A 20,543-nucleotide genomic window follows, 5' to 3' on the forward strand; every position below is an offset into this window, starting at 1 on the left:
GTACCTGTTCTGAAGAAGGCGATCGCGGACTACATCGCCACCAGCAACCAGAACCCGCACATATTCGTCTGGATCGCCACCGTCGAAAGCATCATGCGCAAGATAGCCAAATGCAAAGAAGCGTGTGACGCACTACACTAGCTGCCGACTGATGTCGAGCAGCGGCCGACGCAGGACGTGTACACGGTACAGATGTTATACTGACCACCCGGCCCATTGAATGACTGGTAGCTGTGCTTGCAGTTGGCAAGGACCCGCTCTGCCATCCCCGTCTTGACATAGATCATTAGCCTCGGTTTGCTCCACTTCTTCTTCTCACTGTCGCTCACAGCGCCTCCCTTGCTCGCTCTCGTGATTGCCCCACGGTGGCTGCGAAGTCCGGCACGCGCGTCTTGCTCGACAACAAGTACAAGGCGCAGCGCGTGGCGTCGCCGACCCTGACCATGGCGGGATTATAGGAACTCCCCCGCTGGAGTCAAGGCGCTTTCCAGATCCCAGAACCGATATCGAGCTACGTGACACTAGGGCCACGAAACGAATGGGTGTGGGCTTTGTCTGCCTGGTGCTCTTGGCGTCTTCGTGGTTCAACGTCGGATTAGGGGAGTCCGGCCGGTCCCGATGCGGGGGGCGGTCAGCGGGGGAGGAAGGTGTCTACGTCGAAGTACTGGTAGGGCTGCTTCCAGGTCGCGACGTAGCTGCGGTCGGGCAGCAGGGAGAGGGTATCACCGAACAGCCGGTCGAAGAGGAGACGGTAGGTGTTGACCCGGGAGAGCGAGTCGTACCAGCCGCGGTAGTCGTGGTCCGGCAGGTGGATCGCGTAGAGTATCTCCATCCGCTCGGGGAAGTAGGACTTCCACAGGTCGTCGAGGTCGAAGCGGCTGCCCGGGCCGTGGTCGCCATAGACGATAATCACCGGCGGAGTCGGGGAATTCGCGAGTATCCCGCCGATGGCCTTGAGTATCGCATGGTCGATGAACTCTACCTGGCCGCGGTAGTCGGCGACGTATTTCTGCACGAGGGCTGGGTCCATGTGGTGGAGGTGGTTGGCGTCCGCCAGCTTGGACGCGTTTGACCCGTTGAGCGGCTCGCCGTGCGGACCGAACACGAAGGGAGGGTGGGGACAGATCATGTGCGCGAAGGTGAACGCAGGCCCGTCCATCCGGGCCGCGTCAGGCAGATGTTCGAGCACGTATCTGATTCTCGCCCGGTGCTGATCGGCCCAGTACTTGAGGCCCAGGTCGCGCAGCAGCCCCGGCCCCAGCGCCGTGTTGACGAGGAGCACGTACAGGAACTCGCTCGACACCCAGCGCGGGGCAAGGTGGATGTCCGCGTTCTCGAATTCCGTGCCCGTGTAGCCGGACGTGAAGCTGACGATGCGGTATCCCCTGCTGCGCAGCTCCCGCATGACTCTGTTATCAACGACGAATCGGAGCAGCGGGCGACGGTCGGTGGACTGCGGGCCGACCGCCCGGGCCAGGCTGTCGAGGTACGTCATGTTGAGCGTGGACGCGACCGAAAGGTACGTCTGGGGGTAGTTCGTCCGCGCCTGGCTCACGACATAGAACCCGAGTTGTCGAAGGCTATCCACAAACCAGGTGTCGTCGTAGTGGTACATGGAAGCGAGGATGTCGGCCCGCGCGTGGGCATCGAGGATGATATCGTATATGTCCGGGTAGTGTCCCTTCTCGACCGCGGGCGTGGCACGCGGCCGGCTGGTAGACGCCCGGTACGCCGCAAGGGTACTTGGTATGCTGGTGACGATGTTGAACAGTATCAGGAACGCCCCGGCGACGTTGAGGCCCAGGCTGACGCCGGCCATGTCGCGCCGGGTCCGGATTATGGGCCAAGAGGCGAGAACAATGAGCGTCAGCAGCAGGCACGCCAGTTCCCAGTAGCGCAGTCCGGACCAGACGTGAGCAACCAGGCCGGAGATTGCGCCGTAGAGGAAGAAGACCGTAACCACGATGGTAGTGATGAGCCCGGATTTGGCCGCGTTCCGGATGCAAAGCCAGAGCACCAGCCAGAGCGCGGCAGCCCCGGCGACAGACAAGATCAGCGGCAGGACCGCGTCTTTCGGCGCGACAAATGACTGGCGGACGCTGTAGGAATAGAGGTAGAAAACCGGCAGCGCGGCGATCAGGAGCGGGTGGAAGACTAGCCGGCGCATCACGGCGCCCGCCCGGACTTTCAGTGCCGGTGCATTGAGCTTTGACTCCGGGCGATCATCGTTACGAAGAAGCCTAGGTCGAAAAAGGGCCGCCGTCAAGCAGCACGACAAGCCCTGAATCCGACACGGAAGCGCACCACAAATGCACATAGACACGAAACCGGAAGGGACGGTTCCAAGTCCGAGGCACGAAACACGCACTGTCCGACAGGGGCCGTTGAGGCCAATGACGATTGAAGTCCGACAGCGCGGAGCTCGTGTTTCGAGCTTCGTCATTCGTCCGTTGCCATCTATTCCGGATTCAAGGGCGGCGGTCTGATTTGACACCGCCCGAGCACGTTTCTATGATTAAGTTCATGTCGAACAAGCTATTCAAGTCCCGGCACGTACGCGAGGCGGCCGGTTTCGCGGTGCTGGCTGCGCTGCTCGCGCTCACCGCCGGCTGCTCGCAGGCGCCGCTCATAACCTTTCATGCCAGCCGGCAGGTGTTCAGCGAGCTGTTCTCGACCACCGAGTGACAGTATTGCGAGACCGCGGAGCGGTCTCTGGACAGCCTGATGGTGACCTCGAACGATTCGCTCTCGTACGTGGTGTGGTATCAGTCGCCCCTCCACCCCGAGCTTTCGTCGCCGGCCGGAAATGAACGCGGCCGGCGGTACAATGTCGACGGCTTCTGGCCCAGCGCTTTCTTCGACGGGTTCTACCGGGCGCCGCAGGAGCCCAACGTGGACTCGTTTTTCTCGCTCTATAAGGGCATGGCCGGCCAGGCGCGGTCGGTCAGTTCCGTGCTGTCGATGGCGATCGATACCGCGAACACCAGGGTGGATTCGGCCCTGGTGCACGTCGGGATTCACATCACGGCCACCGACACTTCGGTCGACCACATTAGCAGCTTGATGCTCGCCGCGGTGGTCTTCGAGGACAGCGCGCCCTTCAAGTCGCTGGTCGGCGGGGACTCGCTCTACGCGCGGTTCTGCGGCCGCTGTGTCATCGGCGACACTCTCGGCTGGGGCGTACCGCTGAAGCTCCATTTCGGCAGCGACTTCGACACGGTTCTGACCACGGCGCCATGGGACACGCTGGACGGCAGCGTGCGGCACTGGAACCGCTCGCGCCTGGGCGTGGTGGTCCTGGTGCAGGATACGTCGAGCCTGCGGGTAATGCAGTCGGTTTCAAAGTTCCGCTTCTGATGAGCAAATGATGCAAGGAGTATCATGAGATTCGCGCTGCTTTCCGTTGTCCTTTTGTTCGCCGTCGGCCTCGGCGCGGCGGTCGAGAAGCCCGAGTACGAGCAGGCGTCCGCTTTCACGCTCACCGACGTCACCGGCGCTTCGATCACGCTGGACAGCCTGCTGTCGGTAGGCCCGGTTTACATGGAATCATGGGACCTGCCCTGCGTCAATTGCATCGCCGAGCTCGATGCCCTGATGCCGGTCTACGACTCGCTCAAGGACCGCGGGATGCAGATAATCGCCCTTTCGGTGGACAAGCCGGCCGACGAGGCCCGGGTGAAGGCATTCGTCAAGAGCAAGAAGTGGCCCTACATCTGCCTGCTTGACGGCCAGAACGACGTGAAGAACGCCTACGGCATCGTCGTCAAGCCGACCGCCTACCTGATTAACATGAAGGGGCAGATCGTCCTGACCCACATCGGGTACAAGAAGGGTGACGAGAACGAACTGGCGACCGAGTTCGTGAAGTGGCTGCCGGAGAAACCCGCCGAGGAAACACCGGCGGGAAACAGCAAGTAGCCGGCGGTGACTGCGAAAGCCATCCGCCTCGCCTGCCTGTTCGCCGTCGCTTCGGTTGCCTACGGGGCCAACCTCACAATCGGCGGCGTGAACCGCGCCGAGTTCTGGGCCTACAAGGACAGCTGGGCGACCCACGCCGAAGACAAGGTAGACATGACCATGAAGTACGGCGACCTGAACGGCGGGCTCGGGTTGTTCCTGTACGAGCCGTCGCAGCCCTGGACCGCGCTGAAGAAGCCGCTCCGGCTGTTCGACTACACCGTCGCCTACAGCCCCAAGCAACTGGAAATCCTGTTCGGTCAGTTCTACCAGACGTTCGGCAAGGGGCTGACGCTGCGCGCCTACTCGGACGACGACTTCCGGCACTACAAGAGCCTGAACGGGCTGCGCGGCACCGCGCATCTGCCGTTCTCGACCGACGTCGTCCTGCTGGGAGCCAGGATGCGCGACCTCTTTTACCAGCAGGACGCCTACCAGATACTGAACGCGGCGGACACGACCGATCAGGTGCTGGGCGCGGATTTGTCTTCCCGACCGTTCAAATGGGGTAGCTTCGGCGCGCGCTACGTCCGGATCAACCGCGACTCGACCAAGCAGGTCACACCCCAGGCTTTTACCGAACTCTACGGCGGCAATGTCTCGGCCACGGCGGGGCCGGTCGACCTTTACGGCGAAATCTGCCAGCGGCTCGGCACCAAGCCGGGTTTCCCGGGCGGGCGCGACAAGGGCCTCGGGTACTATCTGAGCGCGACTACCGCGTTTTCGGGCTATTCGATTGTCGGCCAGTACATGGACTATGACAGGATGGCGTTCCCGACCGGAACCTATCACTGGAACGAACCGCCGACCCCGGTGCTGTCGGGCGTGTCGGTCAATCAGGGCGCGGATGAGAAGGGCTTCGGCGTCGACGTCACCGCCACGCCGGTCGGCACGCTCTTCTTACAGGGAGACTACGGCCGGCTGTACGAGCACAAGGTCACTGACTCCACCGGCGTCGTCGAGTGGCAGGGTAAGTCCCGCTACTCTCTTGGCAGCGACTGGACGTTTGAGGCGTCGCTCGACCACATGGTGCAGCAGAACGTGGAACTGCACGTACCCAGCCGCGGTACGAACCAACCGGCGGTCATAATCAACTATCTCGCGGGCAGGCAGACAGTAACTCTCGAGGAACAGTACAACTTCGTCACCGAGCGGCGGACCGACGACCCCTCGTCTCCTCCGAAGTACCACGAGTCGGACCTGACCTTGAGCTACGGCCCGGACCAGGCGCTCTTGTTCACGGTTGGCTGGCAGTACGTTGACCAGAAACTGAACATCCGCTACGCGGGCCAACAATCGTGGCCGATTGCTGAGGTGGTCTGGTCAATCACCGACCGCAACGTCCTGCGCGTGCGCGTTGGCGGGGAAAAGGGCGGCTACACCTGCTCCGGCGGCGTGTGCCGGTTTGAGTCGCCGTTTACCGGCGCCAAGATCCAGCTAATCAGCCGGTTCTAGCCTTGAAGCGCAAGGTTACTTTCGTCATTCTGGCGGTCGTGGGATTGGTGGTGGTCGTGCTGGGCATCAAGGCCGGCAACCCGGAAACGATCCACCGCTTCGCGGCCCAGATATGACTTTCCTGCATGGGGCTCGTGTAGCCCCAATGTCCGAGGAGCACGGATAATTCAGAAGTCAGAAACCAGAATTCAGAGTTCGGAATGCCCGGCAATTCCGCATTCTGACTTCCGCGTTCTGAAATCTCAATTGTCCGGTACGCCTGCCTGCTAAGGTTCGCACATGGCAGTGAATGAAATGGGAATCAGCACGCGGACGCGCGTCGCAGTCTTCTCAAGCATCGGCGGGGCCGCGCTTCTGGCAACGCTGCTTCTCAAGTTCCTGGCCCACTTCGACTGGGGCGTGGCCTACTACGGCCTCGCTTCGATGCTCGGACTCGGGCTCTTCCTTGCCCTGTTCCTCGGGCGCCCCACGACGCTCAACCGCTGGCTCTCGTTCGCAGTCATCTCGCTTACCGGCGTGATCGCGGCCCTGTTCTTGAGTTTCGGCCAGCGGATGCCGTTCGGCCGGGTGCTAGCCTTCGGCTGGCTGCCATTCTCACTCATCATGCTCGGCGCGGTCGTTTTCCTGCGGCGCCGGGTCGCTCCGTTCCGTGTTGTCCAGATAACCTCGGCGGTGATGCTCAACGCCTACATCGCCGCCTACGCGCAGAACAAGATACTTTACGAGGGGTTCTTCAAGTACGTGCCCGAGCCGATTCTGCACTGCTACGCCGGGCCGCTGGCAGTTTTTGCCTGCCCCATCGGCTCGACCCAGCAGATGATCGGCATGAAGCTTCTGCCCTGGCTGCCGCTCGGCGTGTTCATCATCATCGGAGCGGTTATCGGCCGGGCCGCGTGCGCGTGGATCTGCCCCTTCGGGATGTGGCAGGACTTGCTGTACAAGATAAGGGTCGGCGCCCGCGCGAAGGACAAGCGCTGGCTGTCGTTTGCCGCCATAGCCATCATCACGGCGCTTGTCGGAGCGGCGCTGGTCCTGTTCCTCAAGTTGCGGCCGGAGCGCGTGTTCGGTTTCGCCTGGTTGCCTTTCAACCTGCTGATCCTCGTCGTGACAATCAAGGGCAAGCTCGGCCTGCCGCGCCGGATGTGGGTCGGCGGGTTTCTGGCCGCCGTGGGCCTCGCGGCGGTGGTCTGGCTCAAGTTCCAGGCCGGGTACGGAGTCGCGTTCGGTTTCCTGGGTCTCGTGCTGCTCGGGTTGACCGGCCGCTGGTTCGCGGCCGGGTTCGCTGCCGTCGCCGGGCTGCTTTTGGGGTTGCTGGGCAACCCTGCGTTCCACGTGGGCCCGCTGGCTCACCTGCCGCTTGCGCTGGTTCTGGCCGTCGCGGCATTCCTCCTGGTCATCATACTCGATGTCATTGCCAAGGTGTCATTGCCTTCCAACTTCCTCAAGTTCGGAGTGCTGCTGGTAGTGGCCGGTCTGGCTTCGTACCTTACGGCAGAACCGTGGTTCTGCAAGCTCTGCCCGCAGGGCACATTCGGCGCCGGTATCCCGCTCGTTGTCTGGGACCCGGTCCATGCCCTGCGCAGCCTCGTCGGCTGGCTCTACTGGGTGAAAATCAGCATCCTGCTCATGGTGGTCGTCGCCGCCATCGCCGTCAAGCGTCCGTTCTGCCGCGTGATCTGCCCCATCGGCGCGCTCTACTCGCTGTTCAACAAGGGCAGCCTGCTGCACCTGACCTTCTCGGGTCAGCATACGTGCACAAACTGCGGAATCTGCCGCAGGGTCTGCCCGATGGACATCGACCCGCACGAGAAACAGAACCAGCTCGAGTGCATCCGCTGCAACGAGTGTGTCTCGGCCTGTCCCAAGTCCGGCCTCAAGTTCAAAGTCTAGCCCGCAGACCGTACACCGCATACCGCAGACCGTGAGCTGGCGTCCACGTCCGCTTTCTCTTCCCGTTGTGCCTTTGTGACTTTGTGGTAAAATCCCTGACCAATGAGAAAGCCTGACTGGTTACGGACGAACGTGCCTTCGGGCGCAGGCTTCGAGGCGACGAACGAGCGGTTGCGCTTTCACGGCATCAACACCGTGTGCAGCTCCGCCCGGTGCCCGAATCTCGCCGACTGCTGGGCCCGCGGGACGGCCACGTTCATGATTCTCGGCGACACCTGCACGCGGCATTGCCGTTTCTGCTCGGTGGCGACGGGCGACCCGCATGGCGCGACCGACGAAACCGAGCCGGCGCGAGTGGCTCAGGCGGTAAGCGAGCTGGGAATCCGCTACGTCGTCCTGACCTCGGTCGACCGCGACGACCTTGCCGACTTGGGGGCAGGAGTGTTTGCGCGGACAGTCGGAGAAATCAGAAGGCAGAAACTAGAAACCAGAACGCAGAATGTCCGGTCCCCGATCCCTGACCCCCGACTCCTGACCCCGCATGTGGAGCTCCTGACCCCTGACTTCGGCGGGAGCGAAGAGGCAGTCGGGCAGGTGCTCGACGCCCAGCCGGATGTCTTCGGTCACAACGTCGAGACCGTTGAGCGGCTGACGCCCCACGTGCGCGACCCCCGCGCCTCGTACCGGCGTTCGCTTGACGTTCTTGCCTCCGTGAAGCGGCTCAACCCGAAGATGACGACCAAGAGCGGGTTGATGGTCGGTTTGGGTGAAACCGACGCCGAACTGCGGCAGGCCTTGCTCGACCTCCGTTCGGTTGGCTGCGACATCGTGACAATCGGCCAGTACTTGCAGCCCGCGCGCCGCTGCCTCCCGGTCGAGCGCTACGTGTCGCCGGACGAGTTCGCCACTTTGGAGAAAGAGGCACTCGCGCTCGGCTTCAAACGCGCGTTTTGCGGGCCGCTCGTGCGCAGCTCTTTCCACGCGGAAGAAGTGGCTTCAGGTGCAGGGCAGGATTCCAGGACTCAAGGATTCGAGGGGTCCAGTGCAGGACACTAGAACCCTGGAATCCTCGAATCCTCGATCCCTGTCCTCTTCCCAGGTCAGCCTCGGCCTGCGCATCTCGATAATCGAGGGCGGGTTCGCCATGGTCTACTCCACGCTGAGCGGCGGCATGTTCCTCACCGGCCTCGCGCTCTGGCTCGGAGCGAACTCGTTCCAGATAGCGCTCCTTTCCGCGATCCCCGCACTGGTTACCGGATTCAGCTTCCTGTCCGGGTACTTGGTCCGGCGCGCCGGGGAACGCAAGGCCCTCCTGATCTGGGCGGCGGGCATCGGCCGGTCCGTGGTCATCGTGCTCGTGCCGTTCCTGCTGCTGCGGATGAAGTTGGGCCTCGTGCTCTTCTTCGCTACCGTCGCCGTGTCGAGCCTGATCATGAACGTCGCGGGAACGGTCTGGCAGTCCTGGATTTCCGACCTCGTGCCGGAGGAGAGGCGCGGCCGTTTCTTCGGCTTGCGCAACGCCATTCACGGCCTGATCGGCGTCAGCACCGCGTACGCGGCGGGCCGCGGCATGGACCTGCTCAAGGCACATGGGCGTGAACCGCTCGGCTACGCGCTGGCGTTCGGCCTCGCGGTGATCTTTGGGCTCGTCTCCACGCTCCTGCTAAACCGCCAGCCCGAGCCCACGCTGGCGCCGCGATCGCGGCTCAGCCTGCGCGAGACCTTCATCGGCCCGCTCAAAGAGACGCAATTCCGCCGTCTCACCCTTTTCCTCGCGATGTGGTTCATGACCGGGACGCTGGCATCGCCGTTCTACATCGTCCACATGATGAAGAACCTCCACTTCTCCTTCGCGGCGATCGGCGTCTACTCCATCATCGGCGGCGTGACGGGCATGGTGATGCAGATCTTCTGGGGACGGGCTATCGACCGATTCGGCGCGAGGCCGGTCACGGTGCTGAACTTCGCGCTGGTCGGCATCATGCCGCTGCTCTGGCTCTTCGCGACGCCGTCGTTCCGCCTGCCCATCTGGGGCGACGCGTTGATGAACGGGCTGGTCTGGACCGGCGCCAACCTCGGGCTCTGGAACCTGCTGCTCGACCTCGCCGACAACCCGTCCCACCGCGAGAGCTACTTCGCCATCTACGGCGCGGTCACCGGCATCTGCGCGTTTGTCGCGTCGATGCTGTCCGGCGTCATCGCCCAGGCGCTGCACCAGTTTCACGCGACGATCGGCGGCTACAGCTTCATCAACTACCACGTGATGTTCCTCGCCGCCGGCCTGCTCCGATTCGTCAGCCTGCCGCTGCTCCTGCGCGTCCGCGAACGCGACGCCAAGTCGGTGCGGCACACCATGCGGGAGCTGGGTACGATGGCGCTATGGCAGCTCAACGCCGGCAAAGACACTTTCCTTGCCGCGCTCGGCCTGCGCCCCAAAGACCAGCCCTGACTCGCAGGTTTGACACCCGAGTAAACCGGGAAGACGAATAGCGCTCCGTCCTGCCTCCTTTCCTGCCCCGTCCGGCATGATGCATCATGCATTGCGCGTGACGCAAGGCCTGTAACTTTCCACCGCTCCGCGGATAGCCAGTCAAGAAACCAGTAGAGAAGCTCGTCCGCAAGCTCGACGGAAAGCACCGTAGAAGGCTTACTTGAAGGCTTACTTCATCGCTTCTTCCATTGCTCACTTCAGTGCTTGTCACACCGCACCATGCATTGCTCGTCTCAAAGCTCAGCGCATCGCTTCTCACATCGCTTGTCTCAAAGCTCCGTCGAAAGCTTGCGTCAAAGCTCTTCTGAAAGCTCAACTCATGGCTCATTTCAAGGCTCACTTGATGGCTTCTTCGAACGCTCCTTCGAGGGCTAGCTCCCAGGCGACCCCTATATGCGGACTTCCGGCGACTCGACAGGGCCTAACCGACCGAGGGTGATGAAATTATGATCAGTCGGGGAGAGTCACTAGGCCGTCAGTTCTCTTGGGCCTTCTGCCACCCCGAAACCCGCCCGCCCGTGCATCAGGAATCGCCTGCCACATCGCGTTCAGCTTCTACTGCACGACCGTCGGCGGAAAACGGGGACTGAGCCCATCAGCGGGAAGAACAACTCGGGACACAAACCTCCGAGCAAACCGGAGAGCAACGGCCGGAATTACCTCGGGAGCAACGAAGACGGCAACCCGCGGAGTAAGCCGGTCTGCAACGGTCCGGCCAACCCGGGGAGGAACCGATGGGGCAACGGGTAGACTAACCCGGAAAGCTAGCCGGAGAGCAACCGGTAGACCAACCCGGCGAGTTGCGGTGGAGGTTCATCCGGGAATTGCGGTGGAGATAACTCCCCGAACGATGTACGAAGCAACCCTGCCCGTAACCTCCTCAACGACGTGGTAGGTAATCCACCGAGTGGGGGAGTGTTTTTCCAGCCTCAAACCTAAAGCCACAAGCTGCAACCAGATACGTCGGAAGGCCGCGTAGGACTAATGATACGATTTCGTCTCATCCGCGCCGAAGCCAATTCCCGCCCGCCGATGGCTGTCTCTCGTCTGCCGCAAGCCGTCCGCCGTTAGTTGTCGGTCCCTCGTCTGCCTGACTCGTAGCGCGTGTTATCTATCCTCACATCTGCAATGGTCACACAATTGCCGAGGGACTTGGATGCCAGCGCTCAGGCCGCGGCGCGACGAGGAGTTAAGGATGGAAGACGCCGTACACTTGACGAACGTGTAATTAGGCAAGATATCCCTGAAATCCCCCCGTTCATGACGCTCCGGCCTGGAACAACAAAGGCAGCTACCCGGGCCAGCCCCGCCCGCGCCGGAGCGTCTCGCGACATCCGGACGCGTTGGCAGGCGCAGCAAACAACAGTTACCTGAGCGGGTCGCCAACAACGAGCGGCCGGCTCTACGTTACTTTTTCGCCCAGAGAGCCACGCCGGTGCAGCCGCTCGGGTCTTTGAACTGAGCCCAGTGGCCCCAGCCCCCGCCGATCTCGGTAACCGGCGTCACGACCTTCGCGCCCAGCTTCACAGCCTGTTTGAGCGCGGCGTCGATGTCTTTGAACAGAACGTATGCGACCACGCCTTCGCCCGGCGCTTTCTTCACTTTCGATATTCCGCCGCCCATTCCCGTGCCGGCGGAGAAGGTGATGTACTCGTCGCCCATCGGTTCCATCTTCCACCCGAAGAGCTTCGAGTAGAATGCGCTGGACTTGGCGAGGTCGGTTGAGGGTATTTCGATATGGGCTATCTTGTTCAACTCTACTCCTTCGTAGTCTGCGTTCGCCTCAGCGATGCCGGCTCAGGCTTGCATTTCGGCCTCGCGCGTCGCCGGCTTGACGCGGAGACCGCCGTTCTGACCGCTGCGGGATAACCTCGGTCTTCTGCAGCGAGCGGACCGCGATGGCGTTGCCGACGATCGCGCCGTCGCCTCGGCCGGATCGGTGTATCATGGACAGGGGATGATCTCGCTTATCTCGGAGAAGGGCGCAATCCCCGGGCCCGGGTCGCGGCCGACGAAGGCGGCCGGAATCCGTCGGTCATTTGCCCTACTGCGAACTGCTCTGGTCCACGCTGCTGATGACGATGCCCCGTGCTTCGCCACGCGCGATGGTCGCGCCGGTAACGCGGACCTGCCGGGCGCAGTACTTGGACAGCCACGAAGTGCCGACCGGGCTCGACGGCATTGTCTTTGTAACCGGGTAGTAGATGCGCCCCGCCTTGGTCACAACGACCAGCGGGTCGCCGCCTACTGAACAGGCCTGCACGATCTTCGCGTCGGCAGTTCCCTTGTTGCCGCTCGCAATCCATGCGCCCAGGTCTACAACCCGGCCGTCAACTTCCGTGCCGGGCGTCTCCTTAACCTCGAAGGTGCCCGGCTTCTTCGGTTCGGGCGCGGCGGAAATCCCGCTGACCATGATGGCGCGCTCCTTGCCGCGCTGGATGAGCCTGCCGGTAACCCGTACGTAATGCTCGGCGTAAGGTGCCAGCGTATCCATGTCCGGTTTGGTGTTGCCGTCGGCATCAACCATCAAGGGGTAAACCAGCGAGCCGCTCTCGGTCAGAATCGCGAGGGGCGTGCCGTTGCGGGCGCACGCGATTGCGCTGTCGCGATACGATTCGCCCTGGACGCCAGTCGACAGCCAGCAGTTGGCGTCCACGACGCGGCCGGTAACGACCGAGCTTTCAGTTACGGTCGCGGGAATCTCAGTCACTTCCGCCATTCCGCCGCCCGGCCCGGGACTGCCGAGGTTGACGTCATTGCCCCGGTTGGTGTTCGACAAATCGGACGCCTGGAGCGTACCGGACCAGAAGAGTGGCGCCATCAAGGATGCCACGACTATCAGCAGTCTCACTTTGCGCATTGCTTGTCTCCTTCTGACCGTTGGGTTTTCCGTCAGCTACCCGGCGCGACCCGACCGGCTTGCCCGGATTCTCGTCTCGGCCGCGGTCTGGATAAACTGCAGTTCCACCGGCCACCTACGAGAGAGCATCATGCAAGCTCTGTGCCGCCCCGGGCCGCTTCAGGCCGGGGGCAAAGCCGGCAGTCTTGTGTAACTTTGCAGGTTACGGAACCGGGGGGAAATCCGACATCGTCTCTGCCTTCCCAACACATCGTCCCGTCCCCTGACACGGATTACCGAACCGGACCATACACGCTGTCCACACGAGTCTTGTCGGTCGGGGGCGGACGAGTTGGCAATCCGCCGACGGCTGAGGGCCTGCGGTGCACCGATGCGGGATTGCGGATTGGCAGACGCAGCGGCACGGATGGTCAGCCTGACCGAGCCGATCCGGTCGTCCGCTCATGCCTGAAGGCATCGCAGGGATTTCCAATTGTCGATCGGCAGAAGGTGTTCGGGATGCCCGCGTGATCCCGACGGGGCAGGGCTACTTGTCGGCGAGGTGGAAGCGATGCATCAGCCGGTGAATGACCGGCGCGAGCAGCACGCCAACGCTGACAAGGAAGACGACTCCGGCGAAGAGCGCGTAGAGCGAGGCAAATATCTTGGCCGGGTCTGACGCTGTCTGCAGGTCGCCGACCGGACCCATGCCGCCGAGCAGCATCGATGCTTGAAGAAACGCATCGACCGCGCGGTGGGTGCCGGTGAGGAGAAAGCCGGCGATACCGATTCCCAACGCGGCCGCCAGCATCGCCAGGGCGATAACCGCGTTCCTGACCAACCGGGCGAAGAACTCGGCGCGCGGAAGCAGGGGCTGCTGGTGATGCTCAAACATCAGGGCAAGAGCCGAATCCGTGTTTATCCGTGTTCATCTGTGGTTTAGTTTCCGGTTTCCGTGACGAGCTAGTGGTGAAAGAGCCTGAGGCCGGTGAAGACCATGACCATGCCGTATTCGTCCGCGGCGCGGATGATGCCATCGTCGCGCGACGAGCCGCCGGTCTGGACCACGTAGCGCACGCCGGAACGGGCCGCGCGGTCGATGTTATCGCGGAAAGGGATGAAGGCGTCCGAGCTCAGCGCCACGCCGTCGAAGCGGGCAAGCCACTCCTGTTTCTCGTCGCGGGAGAGCGGCGCGGGCACGGTCTTGAAACAGAGCCGCCACGCCTTCAGTTCGGCCTCGGTGGCGTCTTCCTCCAGGTAGAGGTCGATGGCGTTAGCCTTCTCGGTACGGGTCGTGCCTTTCTTGAAGTCTAGGCTCCGCACTCTGGGGTGGAGGCGGAGTAGCCACTTGTCGGCCTTGGCGCAGGCGATGCGAGTGCAGGCGATGCGCGACTGCTGACCCGCGCCCATGCCGATTACCTGACCGTCGTAGGCCAGACAAACCGAGTTGGACTGGGTGTACTTCAGGGCAAGAGTGGCGACGAGCATGTTGGTGCCGGCCTCGGCCGGAATCTGCTTCTTGACAGTGACGACCTTGTCGAGCAGCGCGGGCGTGACAAGCGCGTTGTTGCGGGCCTGTTCCAGCGTGACGCCGAAGACCTGGCGCGCCTCAGTCTCTGAAGGCTTGTAAGCCGGGTCCATCTCAAGCACCGGGTAGGTGCCGTTCTTCTTGGCCTTGAGCAGCTCGAGGGCTTTCGGCTCGTACCCCGGCGCGATGCAGCCGTCCGAGACCTCGCGGCTGATGACCCTGGCCGTTGATTCATCCACGGTATCGGACAGCGCAATCCAGTCTCCGAACGATGCCAGGCGGTCCGCGCCCCGGGCCCGGACGTAGGCAATCGCGAGCGGCGATAGGTCGAGTCCGGACACGAAGCAGGACTCGGCGAGTTCGGCGGAGAGCGGCTTGGCGATGGCCGCGCCGGCCGGAGAGACGTGCTTGAATGAGGCGGCCGAGGGTAGCCCGGTCAGTTCCCTCATCTCGCGTACCAGTTGCCACGAGTTGAGCGCATCGAGCAGATTGACGTATCCGGGTGCGCCAGACAAGACCTTGAACGGCAGCTTCCCTTCTGCAACGAACGCGCGGGCCGGAGACTGGTGCGGATTGACGCCGTAGCGGAGCTTTATCTCATCCATGCCGGTTCACGTTAGCGATGCGGGGCGCAAAGTCAAGCGGAGGACGCGGATAAATCAGAATTCAGAGACCAGAAACCAGAATTCAGAATTGCGGACGGGGATCGGATACTCGCAGATTACGCAGATTGTGGATCCGGAACGAACAACGATAGACGATGAACGATGGACGAAGGAACGAGTGCCGCAGTTGACCATTTAGAGCGTAGATGGTAACGTTTCTAGGCTACAAGTGGTTCCGCTGTCATAGCTTTCTGAGTAAAGGAGTCCCAGATGAATCAGATTCTTGTGCTCGAAGGAAGCCCTCGAACGGGCAACACGAGCGCCGTGACCGATTGGGTGCTGGCCGGGATGCGCAAGGGCAACAAGGTCACCCGCGTGAAGTTGTGCGAGCTTAACATTCATCCCTGCCAGGAGTGTTTCACCTGCACCAAGACCAAGAAAGGTGCAGGCTGTGCGCAGGACGACGACATGCTGGGGCTGTATGACAAGATGATTGATGCCGACCTCATCATCTGGGCCAGCCCGATATTCTGCTGGGGCGTGACAGGCCAGACCAAGATGGCACTGGACCGTTGCTTCGCGCTCCTGACCGGAGAGGATTTGCTGAAGGGCAGCAAGTGGGCGTTGGTGCTGACCGCGGGTGGGGATGCGTTTGACGGCGCGGACCTCGCGGTACAGATGTTCAGCCGGCTCGCACGGTACGGCGGCATCAAGTACGTGGGACAGCACGTTGTTGCTCCGTGTCCGGATGGGGCGAAGCTGAAGACGAACGCGAAGCTGCATGAGTCGGCGAAGGAGTTCGGGAAAGAGTTGGCCAAAGCACTGAGAGCCGGATAGTTCAGAAATCAGAGTGCAGAAACCAGAAACCAGAATACCGCGGCACGGCTTTCTGATTTCACTTTTCTGGTTTCTGACTTCTGGTTTGTCCTTTGCGCAGTCGGGCGCTGTTAATGGCTTCGTCCGGGATGCGAAAGACGGCGAGCCGCTGGCGTTCTGCAACGTCTACCTGGACAAGACCGACTTCGGCGCAGCCACGAACGCCAAGGGCTATTATTACATCGGGCACGTGCCGGAGGGGAAGTACCAGTTGGTCGCGTCGTTCGTCGGGTACAAGAACATGACGCGCTCGGTCTCGGTCGGGCCGAACCAGACCGTGAACATGGACCTGGAGCTTTCACCCGGGGCGATTGAGTTGGGCGAGGTGAAGGTGACCGCGGAGCGGGCGCGGTTCGAGCGCGAGGTCGAGGTCTCGGCGGTGCGGCTCGACACCAAGCAACTGCAGTTCTTGCCCAAGGTCGGCGGCGAGGCAGATTTGTTCCGCACGATTCAGTTGCTGCCGGGCGTAGTCTCAACTTCGGACTTCTCGAACCGGCTCTACATTCGGGGCGGGAGTCCGGACCAGAACCTGATTCTCTTGGACGGCATCACGGTGTACAACCCATCACACCTGTTCGGGCTGTTCTCACCTTTCATCGAGGACGCGGTGTCGGACGCAACCCTGCTCGCGGGCGGGTTCCCGGCGAAGTACGGCGGGCGCCTGAGTTCGGTGCTGGACGTGACCACAAAGGAAGGAGACTCGAAGGAATTCACCGGCGACGCATCGGCCTCGATGATTGCCGCGCAGGGGCTGGTCCAAGGACCGATTCCGGGGCCAAAGTCCGAAGGCGACAGCCTCAACGGAGCGTTCAGGCCCTCGGGTTCGTACCTGATTGCCGGCAGGAGAACGTACCTGCCGGACATCCTGCTGAAAGCGTTCGGGGTCGATGGGCTCGGCTACTACTTCTACGACCTGATGGGGAAGGCGAACTATGAGCCCTGGAAGGACTCCCGGTTCACCCTGACCGGACTGGGGGCCGAGGATGTGCTCGACTTCTGGGACCCTTCGAACGCCAACGGACTGAAGGCCAACCTCGCATGGGGCAACCGCGGGGTTTCGCTGCGCTGGAACCGGGTGTTTACCCCGATTCTGTATGGAGAGGTCGTGGGCGCGTGGAGCAACTTCTACTCGAGCTTCAACGTGAACTTTGGCACACCTGACACCATCAAGATGGCGACAGGCCTGACTGACCTCACGCTCAAGAGCGACCTGACGTGGTATGAGACCGACCGCCTGACCTCGGACTTCGGGCTGGACTGCCGCTTTACCCGGACCAACCTGAGCTTTCAGTACGATACCACCGCCTTCGGCACCGCCGACACACTCTGGCCTTTGGCCGCCTACGTCGACGAGAAGTGGGAGATAGTCCCCGACAAGCTGTTTCTGAAGCCCGGCTTCCGGCTGAGTTACTACACCAAAGGGCGGCGGATCGCGCCGGAACCGCGGCTGGGGTTGAAGTATCTCCCGGCCAAGAACACAGCGTTCGACTTGGCCGTAGGCAGATACACGCAGCCGATGGTGACGCTTAACTCGACCGACGCCGTGCTTTCAATCTACGACATGTGGTTGCCGGTACAGTCATACCAGTCGCTGCCGACGGCGTACCACGCCATCGCCGGCGTGGAACAGTGGCTGAAGCGCGACGTCGTGTTTTCGCTTGAGGGATACTACAAAGACTACCAGAACCTGCTCGAGACCCGGTACGGCGACTATTTCACGCCGCCGGAATCGCTCCTCGCGGCCAACGGCTATTCCTACGGCGCGGACCTGATGCTGCGCAAGACCGAAGGCTGGGTCAATGGCTGGGTCAGCTATTCGTACATGTGGACGCGGCGGACGGCGGGGGGTGAGTCTTACTTTCCGGCCTATGACCGGCGTAGCACTGTGAACCTTGTGCTGTCGTTCCCGCACCTGTTCTGGGGCATGGACGTGTCAGCCAAGTGGACGCTCGGAACGGGGCTGCCATACTCCGGCGACATCGGCTATTATCCTGAGTATCAGTACCGGCCGGCTGACCCAAACTGGTGGCGACGCCCGGAATGGGTCTTTATCAATGGGCCGCGCGACGCGTTTCGTTACCCGGTCTATCATCGTCTCGACGCGGGGGTTACCAAAGCCTGGCAGAAGAAGTGGGGCGAGATTTCCGCGTTCCTCGACGTGACGAATGTGTACAACGCCAAGAACGTGCTGCTTTACTATTGGGAGATTGGGAAGGACGGACTGCCGGTGCGGCACAGCATCGGCATGATTCCAATCCTGCCAACGCTGGGAGTGAAGGTGAGGTTCTAGCGAATGACGAATAGCGATTGGCGATTGGCGATTCGGGGAGCCCTGCTGAGCTTGTGCTTGGGCCTCTTCCTGGTTGCTTGTGAGGTGACGCCGACCCAGCAGTTCACGCCCCAATTGGTCGTGGAAGGGCTGATAAGGGCGGGCTCTCCTGTCGCACAGGTCAACGTCAATCGCACCTACAGGATTGAAGAGTCCTTCGACACGACGTTCCCGGGGGTTAAGGGCGTAGTGTGGCGGGTCGCCGATACCTGGCCGCTGGCAAACCCGATGCGTGATGTCTACGCTACGCCGGAACTCAGCCCCTTGCCTGGGCCCGGCGACACGTTCGGCATCCGCATTGCCAAGGACGGATTTGATACGGTCTACGGTCGCACTGTGGTGCCGGATACGTTCTCGATTCTATTTCCACGTGAAGGCGATACCGTGACGATTAACGACTCGATGGTCTGGACTCGCAGTCGCCACTGCGCCGGGTACTACATGTCCGTCCGGGACATCGAGGGGAAGGACACGTCCTACTACAGCCTTGCGATTCCCAACGACACTACCGGTAACAACTTCGACTCGCTAGTCTTCAGATTCCCGCAGATGGTGTTCCTGTACCACGCCGAGCCGGGGTTGAATGAGCTGCGGGTCTGCGCACTGGATACCAACTACTTCGATTGGATCAGCGGCGGCGGTATTGGGTTCGGCGGAGCCGCGAGCGAAACGACCCACCTATCCGGCGGGCTCGGCGTGTTCGGGTCGTGTGTCGGTGAATCGCTTAAGGTCTATGTGAAGACAGAAACGACCGGAATCGGACGAACGGGACGAATTCGGAATCCGGACCGCGGAATGCGGAATGCAAGGGTGGCTGGACCGCGAACGGCGGGCGGACCTTCAACAGCGGGGAGAGAACGCGAGCGGCTGGGACTCAATTCCGAAGTCGGCGAAGACCAGGCCTTCGATGCTCGCCGCCTGCGGCTCTCGTCCGTCCTTCGTCGCGATTAGGACTTGACGCCGCCGTCGGAAACCGGTCTCTCGCCAACCGCCAGCCATTGGGTGACCATGGCCAGCAGCCTCTCTCGTTCGACCGGCTTGGGTATGAACGCATCGGCGCCGGCCTTCTGCACTGCTTGGACGTCCTTCTCACCGACGCGCCCGGAGAGGATAAGGACCGGGGCCTTGAACGTCCGGTTGCGCTTGAACAACGAGCACAACGTCAGGCCGTCGATACCGGGCATCGCGATATCGCATATAGCCAGATCGGGCGGGTCTTCGCGTTCAGCCTTGAGCGCTGCCATGCCGTCGGCGACACTGGTCACACGATAGCCGGCCGACTGCAGTATCTTCTCGATCAGAAGTCGAACCGGGGCATCGTCATCAGCCACCAGTATGTGTTTCAACACTTTGACATTAGACAAGGACTGACCGTAAGTCAAGTTGTTGCGCGTCTCTCTCGTGAGACCCAGAGGCCGGTACTATTCCGGGAGTTGGCGAGAGCAACCACCCAGTTGTATCCCTGGCAGTCCGGGCCTGAAGTCGCCACCCGACTTCCGGCCCTTCATGACAGTCTGACGCGTGACGCAGAAACCGAGGCCGGAGTTGGTCACGCATTCGTGTTTGAGATGGCGAAGGCGCAGGAACCGGCGAGAGAGGACGTGTCGCGCCCGTGCAATGCCCACCTCACGTTCCACCAGCCACGACTCCGCCCCGCACCAGACTGTTGACAAGTGGGTCGGCGGCGTGTACTATTGCTGTGAAATTGGTAACAGCGTGAACTGAGTAACAGATATGAAGCGACTTAGCGGTAGGGCAGTCGAGAGGCTCATCGCGTATCGTCGAATACTATCGCTGTGTGGAGAAAGTCATCCCCGGCATGTCTACTCGCATGATCTCGCGGGACTTACAGGTGTATCCGCAGTCCAAGTGCGTAGGGACATGATGGAAGTAGGTTTCTCCGGCAGCCCGAGTCGTGGATACGATGTCGCTGAACTGCTTGCACGCATCGACTGCATCCTTGATGCCCCAGACGGTACGAGAGCTGTGCTTGTGGGCGTCGGCAACATCGGTCGCGCCCTGCTATCTTTCCTCGCCGGTCGGGGAGGAAGAATCTCGATTGTCGAGGCTTTCGATAATGACCCGGCGAAGATCGACCGGGTGATACTCGGATGCCGAGTCTGTGACATCGCGACTCTGCCTGAGCGCGGGCGAGCTTTGGGCGCGCGCTTGGGTATTGTGGCCGTGCCGGAATCGCAGGCAAGGGAAGTGGCCGACGCGCTGGTTGAGTCAGGTGTCACCGGGATTCTGAACTTCGCACCGGTGCCGCTCTCGGTCAAGACCGGGGTCTACGTCGAACAGGTTGATATCATGCGCGCCATCGAGAAGGTGGCGCATTTCGCCAAGTAGGAGAAAGTCAGAGAGGTCTAGGCAATATGGCAAACGCTACCGTTGAGAAGGTTATGCAGCGTTATCCGAAGGCCGGCCGGGATAGCCTGATACCGATTCTTCAGGCAGTCCAGGAGGAGCAGGGCTTTCTTTCGGAGGACGCCGTCGTCAGCATCGGCCGACACCTGCGGATACCCGCAAGCAAGGTGTTCGGCGTGGCGACGTTCTATAATCAGTTCCGGTTC

Annotated in this window: 20 protein-coding genes; 12 read left to right on the forward strand and 8 right to left on the reverse strand. The window is 61.9% G+C overall.

Features of this window, described 5'->3' with window-relative positions:
* Positions 1 to 137 precede the first annotated feature (137 nt).
* Together VMH22_06520 and VMH22_06525 are read right to left on the reverse strand one after the other, a co-directional pair.
* Positions 138 to 329, reverse strand: coding sequence for a hypothetical protein (locus tag VMH22_06520; protein HTW91347.1), 192 nt, complete (start codon positions 327 to 329; stop codon positions 138 to 140).
* Between the two features lie 302 nt (positions 330 to 631).
* Positions 632 to 2,167: a hypothetical protein gene (locus tag VMH22_06525; protein ID HTW91348.1), complete on the reverse strand. Its 1,536-nt coding sequence runs from the start codon at positions 2,165 to 2,167 to the stop codon at positions 632 to 634.
* A 356-nt stretch (positions 2,168 to 2,523) separates the two neighbouring features.
* Here VMH22_06525 and VMH22_06530 point away from each other — a divergent pair, with 356 nt between their 5' ends.
* The 7 genes from VMH22_06530 to VMH22_06560 all read left to right on the forward strand — a co-directional run bounded on the left by VMH22_06530 (position 2,524) and on the right by VMH22_06560 (position 9,751).
* Positions 2,524 to 2,685 carry a hypothetical protein gene (locus tag VMH22_06530; GenBank protein HTW91349.1) on the forward strand — a complete coding sequence of 54 codons (162 nt, stop codon included), beginning with the start codon at positions 2,524 to 2,526 and terminating at the stop codon, positions 2,683 to 2,685.
* 39 nt (positions 2,686 to 2,724) lie between these two features.
* Positions 2,725 to 3,357, forward strand: a complete 633-nt coding sequence (locus tag VMH22_06535; GenBank protein HTW91350.1) for a hypothetical protein — start codon at positions 2,725 to 2,727, stop codon at positions 3,355 to 3,357.
* Positions 3,358 to 3,381: 24 nt separating this feature from the next.
* A complete protein-coding gene (locus tag VMH22_06540; GenBank protein HTW91351.1) occupies positions 3,382 to 3,918 on the forward strand; it encodes a TlpA disulfide reductase family protein in 537 nt (178 codons plus the stop codon).
* 6 nt (positions 3,919 to 3,924) lie between these two features.
* Positions 3,925 to 5,412 carry a DUF6029 family protein gene (locus tag VMH22_06545; protein ID HTW91352.1) on the forward strand — a complete coding sequence of 496 codons (1,488 nt, stop codon included), beginning with the start codon at positions 3,925 to 3,927 and terminating at the stop codon, positions 5,410 to 5,412.
* A 279-nt stretch (positions 5,413 to 5,691) separates the two neighbouring features.
* On the forward strand, positions 5,692 to 7,302 hold the full coding sequence (locus VMH22_06550; GenBank protein ID HTW91353.1) for a 4Fe-4S binding protein: 1,611 nt from the start codon (positions 5,692 to 5,694) through the stop codon (positions 7,300 to 7,302).
* 102 nt (positions 7,303 to 7,404) lie between these two features.
* Positions 7,405 to 8,358, forward strand: coding sequence for a lipoyl synthase (lipA, locus tag VMH22_06555; GenBank protein HTW91354.1), 954 nt, complete (start codon positions 7,405 to 7,407; stop codon positions 8,356 to 8,358).
* Positions 8,345 to 9,751 (forward strand): MFS transporter, encoded by a 1,407-nt coding sequence (locus VMH22_06560; GenBank protein ID HTW91355.1) that lies wholly within the window; start codon positions 8,345 to 8,347, stop codon positions 9,749 to 9,751. Before lipA ends, VMH22_06560 begins: the two co-directional genes overlap by 14 nt.
* 1,449 nt (positions 9,752 to 11,200) lie before the next feature.
* Here VMH22_06560 and VMH22_06565 read toward each other — a convergent pair.
* From VMH22_06565 to VMH22_06580, 4 genes are all read right to left on the reverse strand, one after another.
* Positions 11,201 to 11,548 carry a VOC family protein gene (locus VMH22_06565; GenBank protein ID HTW91356.1) on the reverse strand — a complete coding sequence of 116 codons (348 nt, stop codon included), beginning with the start codon at positions 11,546 to 11,548 and terminating at the stop codon, positions 11,201 to 11,203.
* A gap of 289 nt (positions 11,549 to 11,837) precedes the next feature.
* On the reverse strand, positions 11,838 to 12,653 hold the full coding sequence (locus tag VMH22_06570; protein HTW91357.1) for a hypothetical protein: 816 nt from the start codon (positions 12,651 to 12,653) through the stop codon (positions 11,838 to 11,840).
* Between the two features lie 526 nt (positions 12,654 to 13,179).
* Positions 13,180 to 13,527 (reverse strand): hypothetical protein, encoded by a 348-nt coding sequence (locus tag VMH22_06575; GenBank protein ID HTW91358.1) that lies wholly within the window; start codon positions 13,525 to 13,527, stop codon positions 13,180 to 13,182.
* A 68-nt stretch (positions 13,528 to 13,595) separates the two neighbouring features.
* Entirely contained in the window at positions 13,596 to 14,765 is a 1,170-nt protein-coding gene (locus VMH22_06580; GenBank protein ID HTW91359.1) for a phosphoribosylaminoimidazolecarboxamide formyltransferase, read from the reverse strand.
* A gap of 270 nt (positions 14,766 to 15,035) precedes the next feature.
* On the opposite strand from VMH22_06580, the gene VMH22_06585 reads away from it, so the two are divergent.
* The 3 genes from VMH22_06585 to VMH22_06595 all read left to right on the forward strand — a co-directional run bounded on the left by VMH22_06585 (position 15,036) and on the right by VMH22_06595 (position 18,921).
* Positions 15,036 to 15,602 (forward strand): flavodoxin family protein, encoded by a 567-nt coding sequence (locus VMH22_06585; protein ID HTW91360.1) that lies wholly within the window; start codon positions 15,036 to 15,038, stop codon positions 15,600 to 15,602.
* A gap of 85 nt (positions 15,603 to 15,687) precedes the next feature.
* Complete coding sequence (locus tag VMH22_06590; protein ID HTW91361.1) at positions 15,688 to 17,931, forward strand: TonB-dependent receptor; 2,244 nt, start codon at positions 15,688 to 15,690, stop codon at positions 17,929 to 17,931.
* A 3-nt stretch (positions 17,932 to 17,934) separates the two neighbouring features.
* Complete coding sequence (locus VMH22_06595; GenBank protein ID HTW91362.1) at positions 17,935 to 18,921, forward strand: DUF4249 family protein; 987 nt, start codon at positions 17,935 to 17,937, stop codon at positions 18,919 to 18,921.
* On the opposite strand, the gene VMH22_06600 is transcribed toward VMH22_06595, so the two are convergent.
* Both VMH22_06600 and VMH22_06605 read right to left on the reverse strand, forming a co-directional pair.
* Positions 18,918 to 19,316 (reverse strand): response regulator, encoded by a 399-nt coding sequence (locus VMH22_06600; GenBank protein ID HTW91363.1) that lies wholly within the window; start codon positions 19,314 to 19,316, stop codon positions 18,918 to 18,920. The two genes, VMH22_06595 and VMH22_06600, sit on opposite strands and share 4 nt — an antisense overlap.
* Before the next feature lie 75 nt (positions 19,317 to 19,391).
* The gene (locus tag VMH22_06605) at positions 19,392 to 19,607 is read right to left on the reverse strand and encodes a hypothetical protein (protein HTW91364.1); all 216 of its coding nucleotides are present in this window, start codon (positions 19,605 to 19,607) and stop codon (positions 19,392 to 19,394) included.
* A 97-nt stretch (positions 19,608 to 19,704) separates the two neighbouring features.
* Here VMH22_06605 and VMH22_06610 point away from each other — a divergent pair, with 97 nt between their 5' ends.
* Positions 19,705 to 20,319, forward strand: coding sequence for a redox-sensing transcriptional repressor Rex (locus VMH22_06610; GenBank protein HTW91365.1), 615 nt, complete (start codon positions 19,705 to 19,707; stop codon positions 20,317 to 20,319).
* Positions 20,320 to 20,345: 26 nt separating this feature from the next.
* Positions 20,346 to 20,543 (forward strand): NAD(P)H-dependent oxidoreductase subunit E (locus VMH22_06615; protein HTW91366.1); only part of this gene is annotated, 198 nt, incomplete at its 3' end.

The sequence above is a fragment of the bacterium genome, from assembly GCA_035505375.1.
Classification (GTDB): domain Bacteria; phylum Hydrothermota; class Tepidihabitantia; order Tepidihabitantales; family Tepidihabitantaceae; genus UBA2258.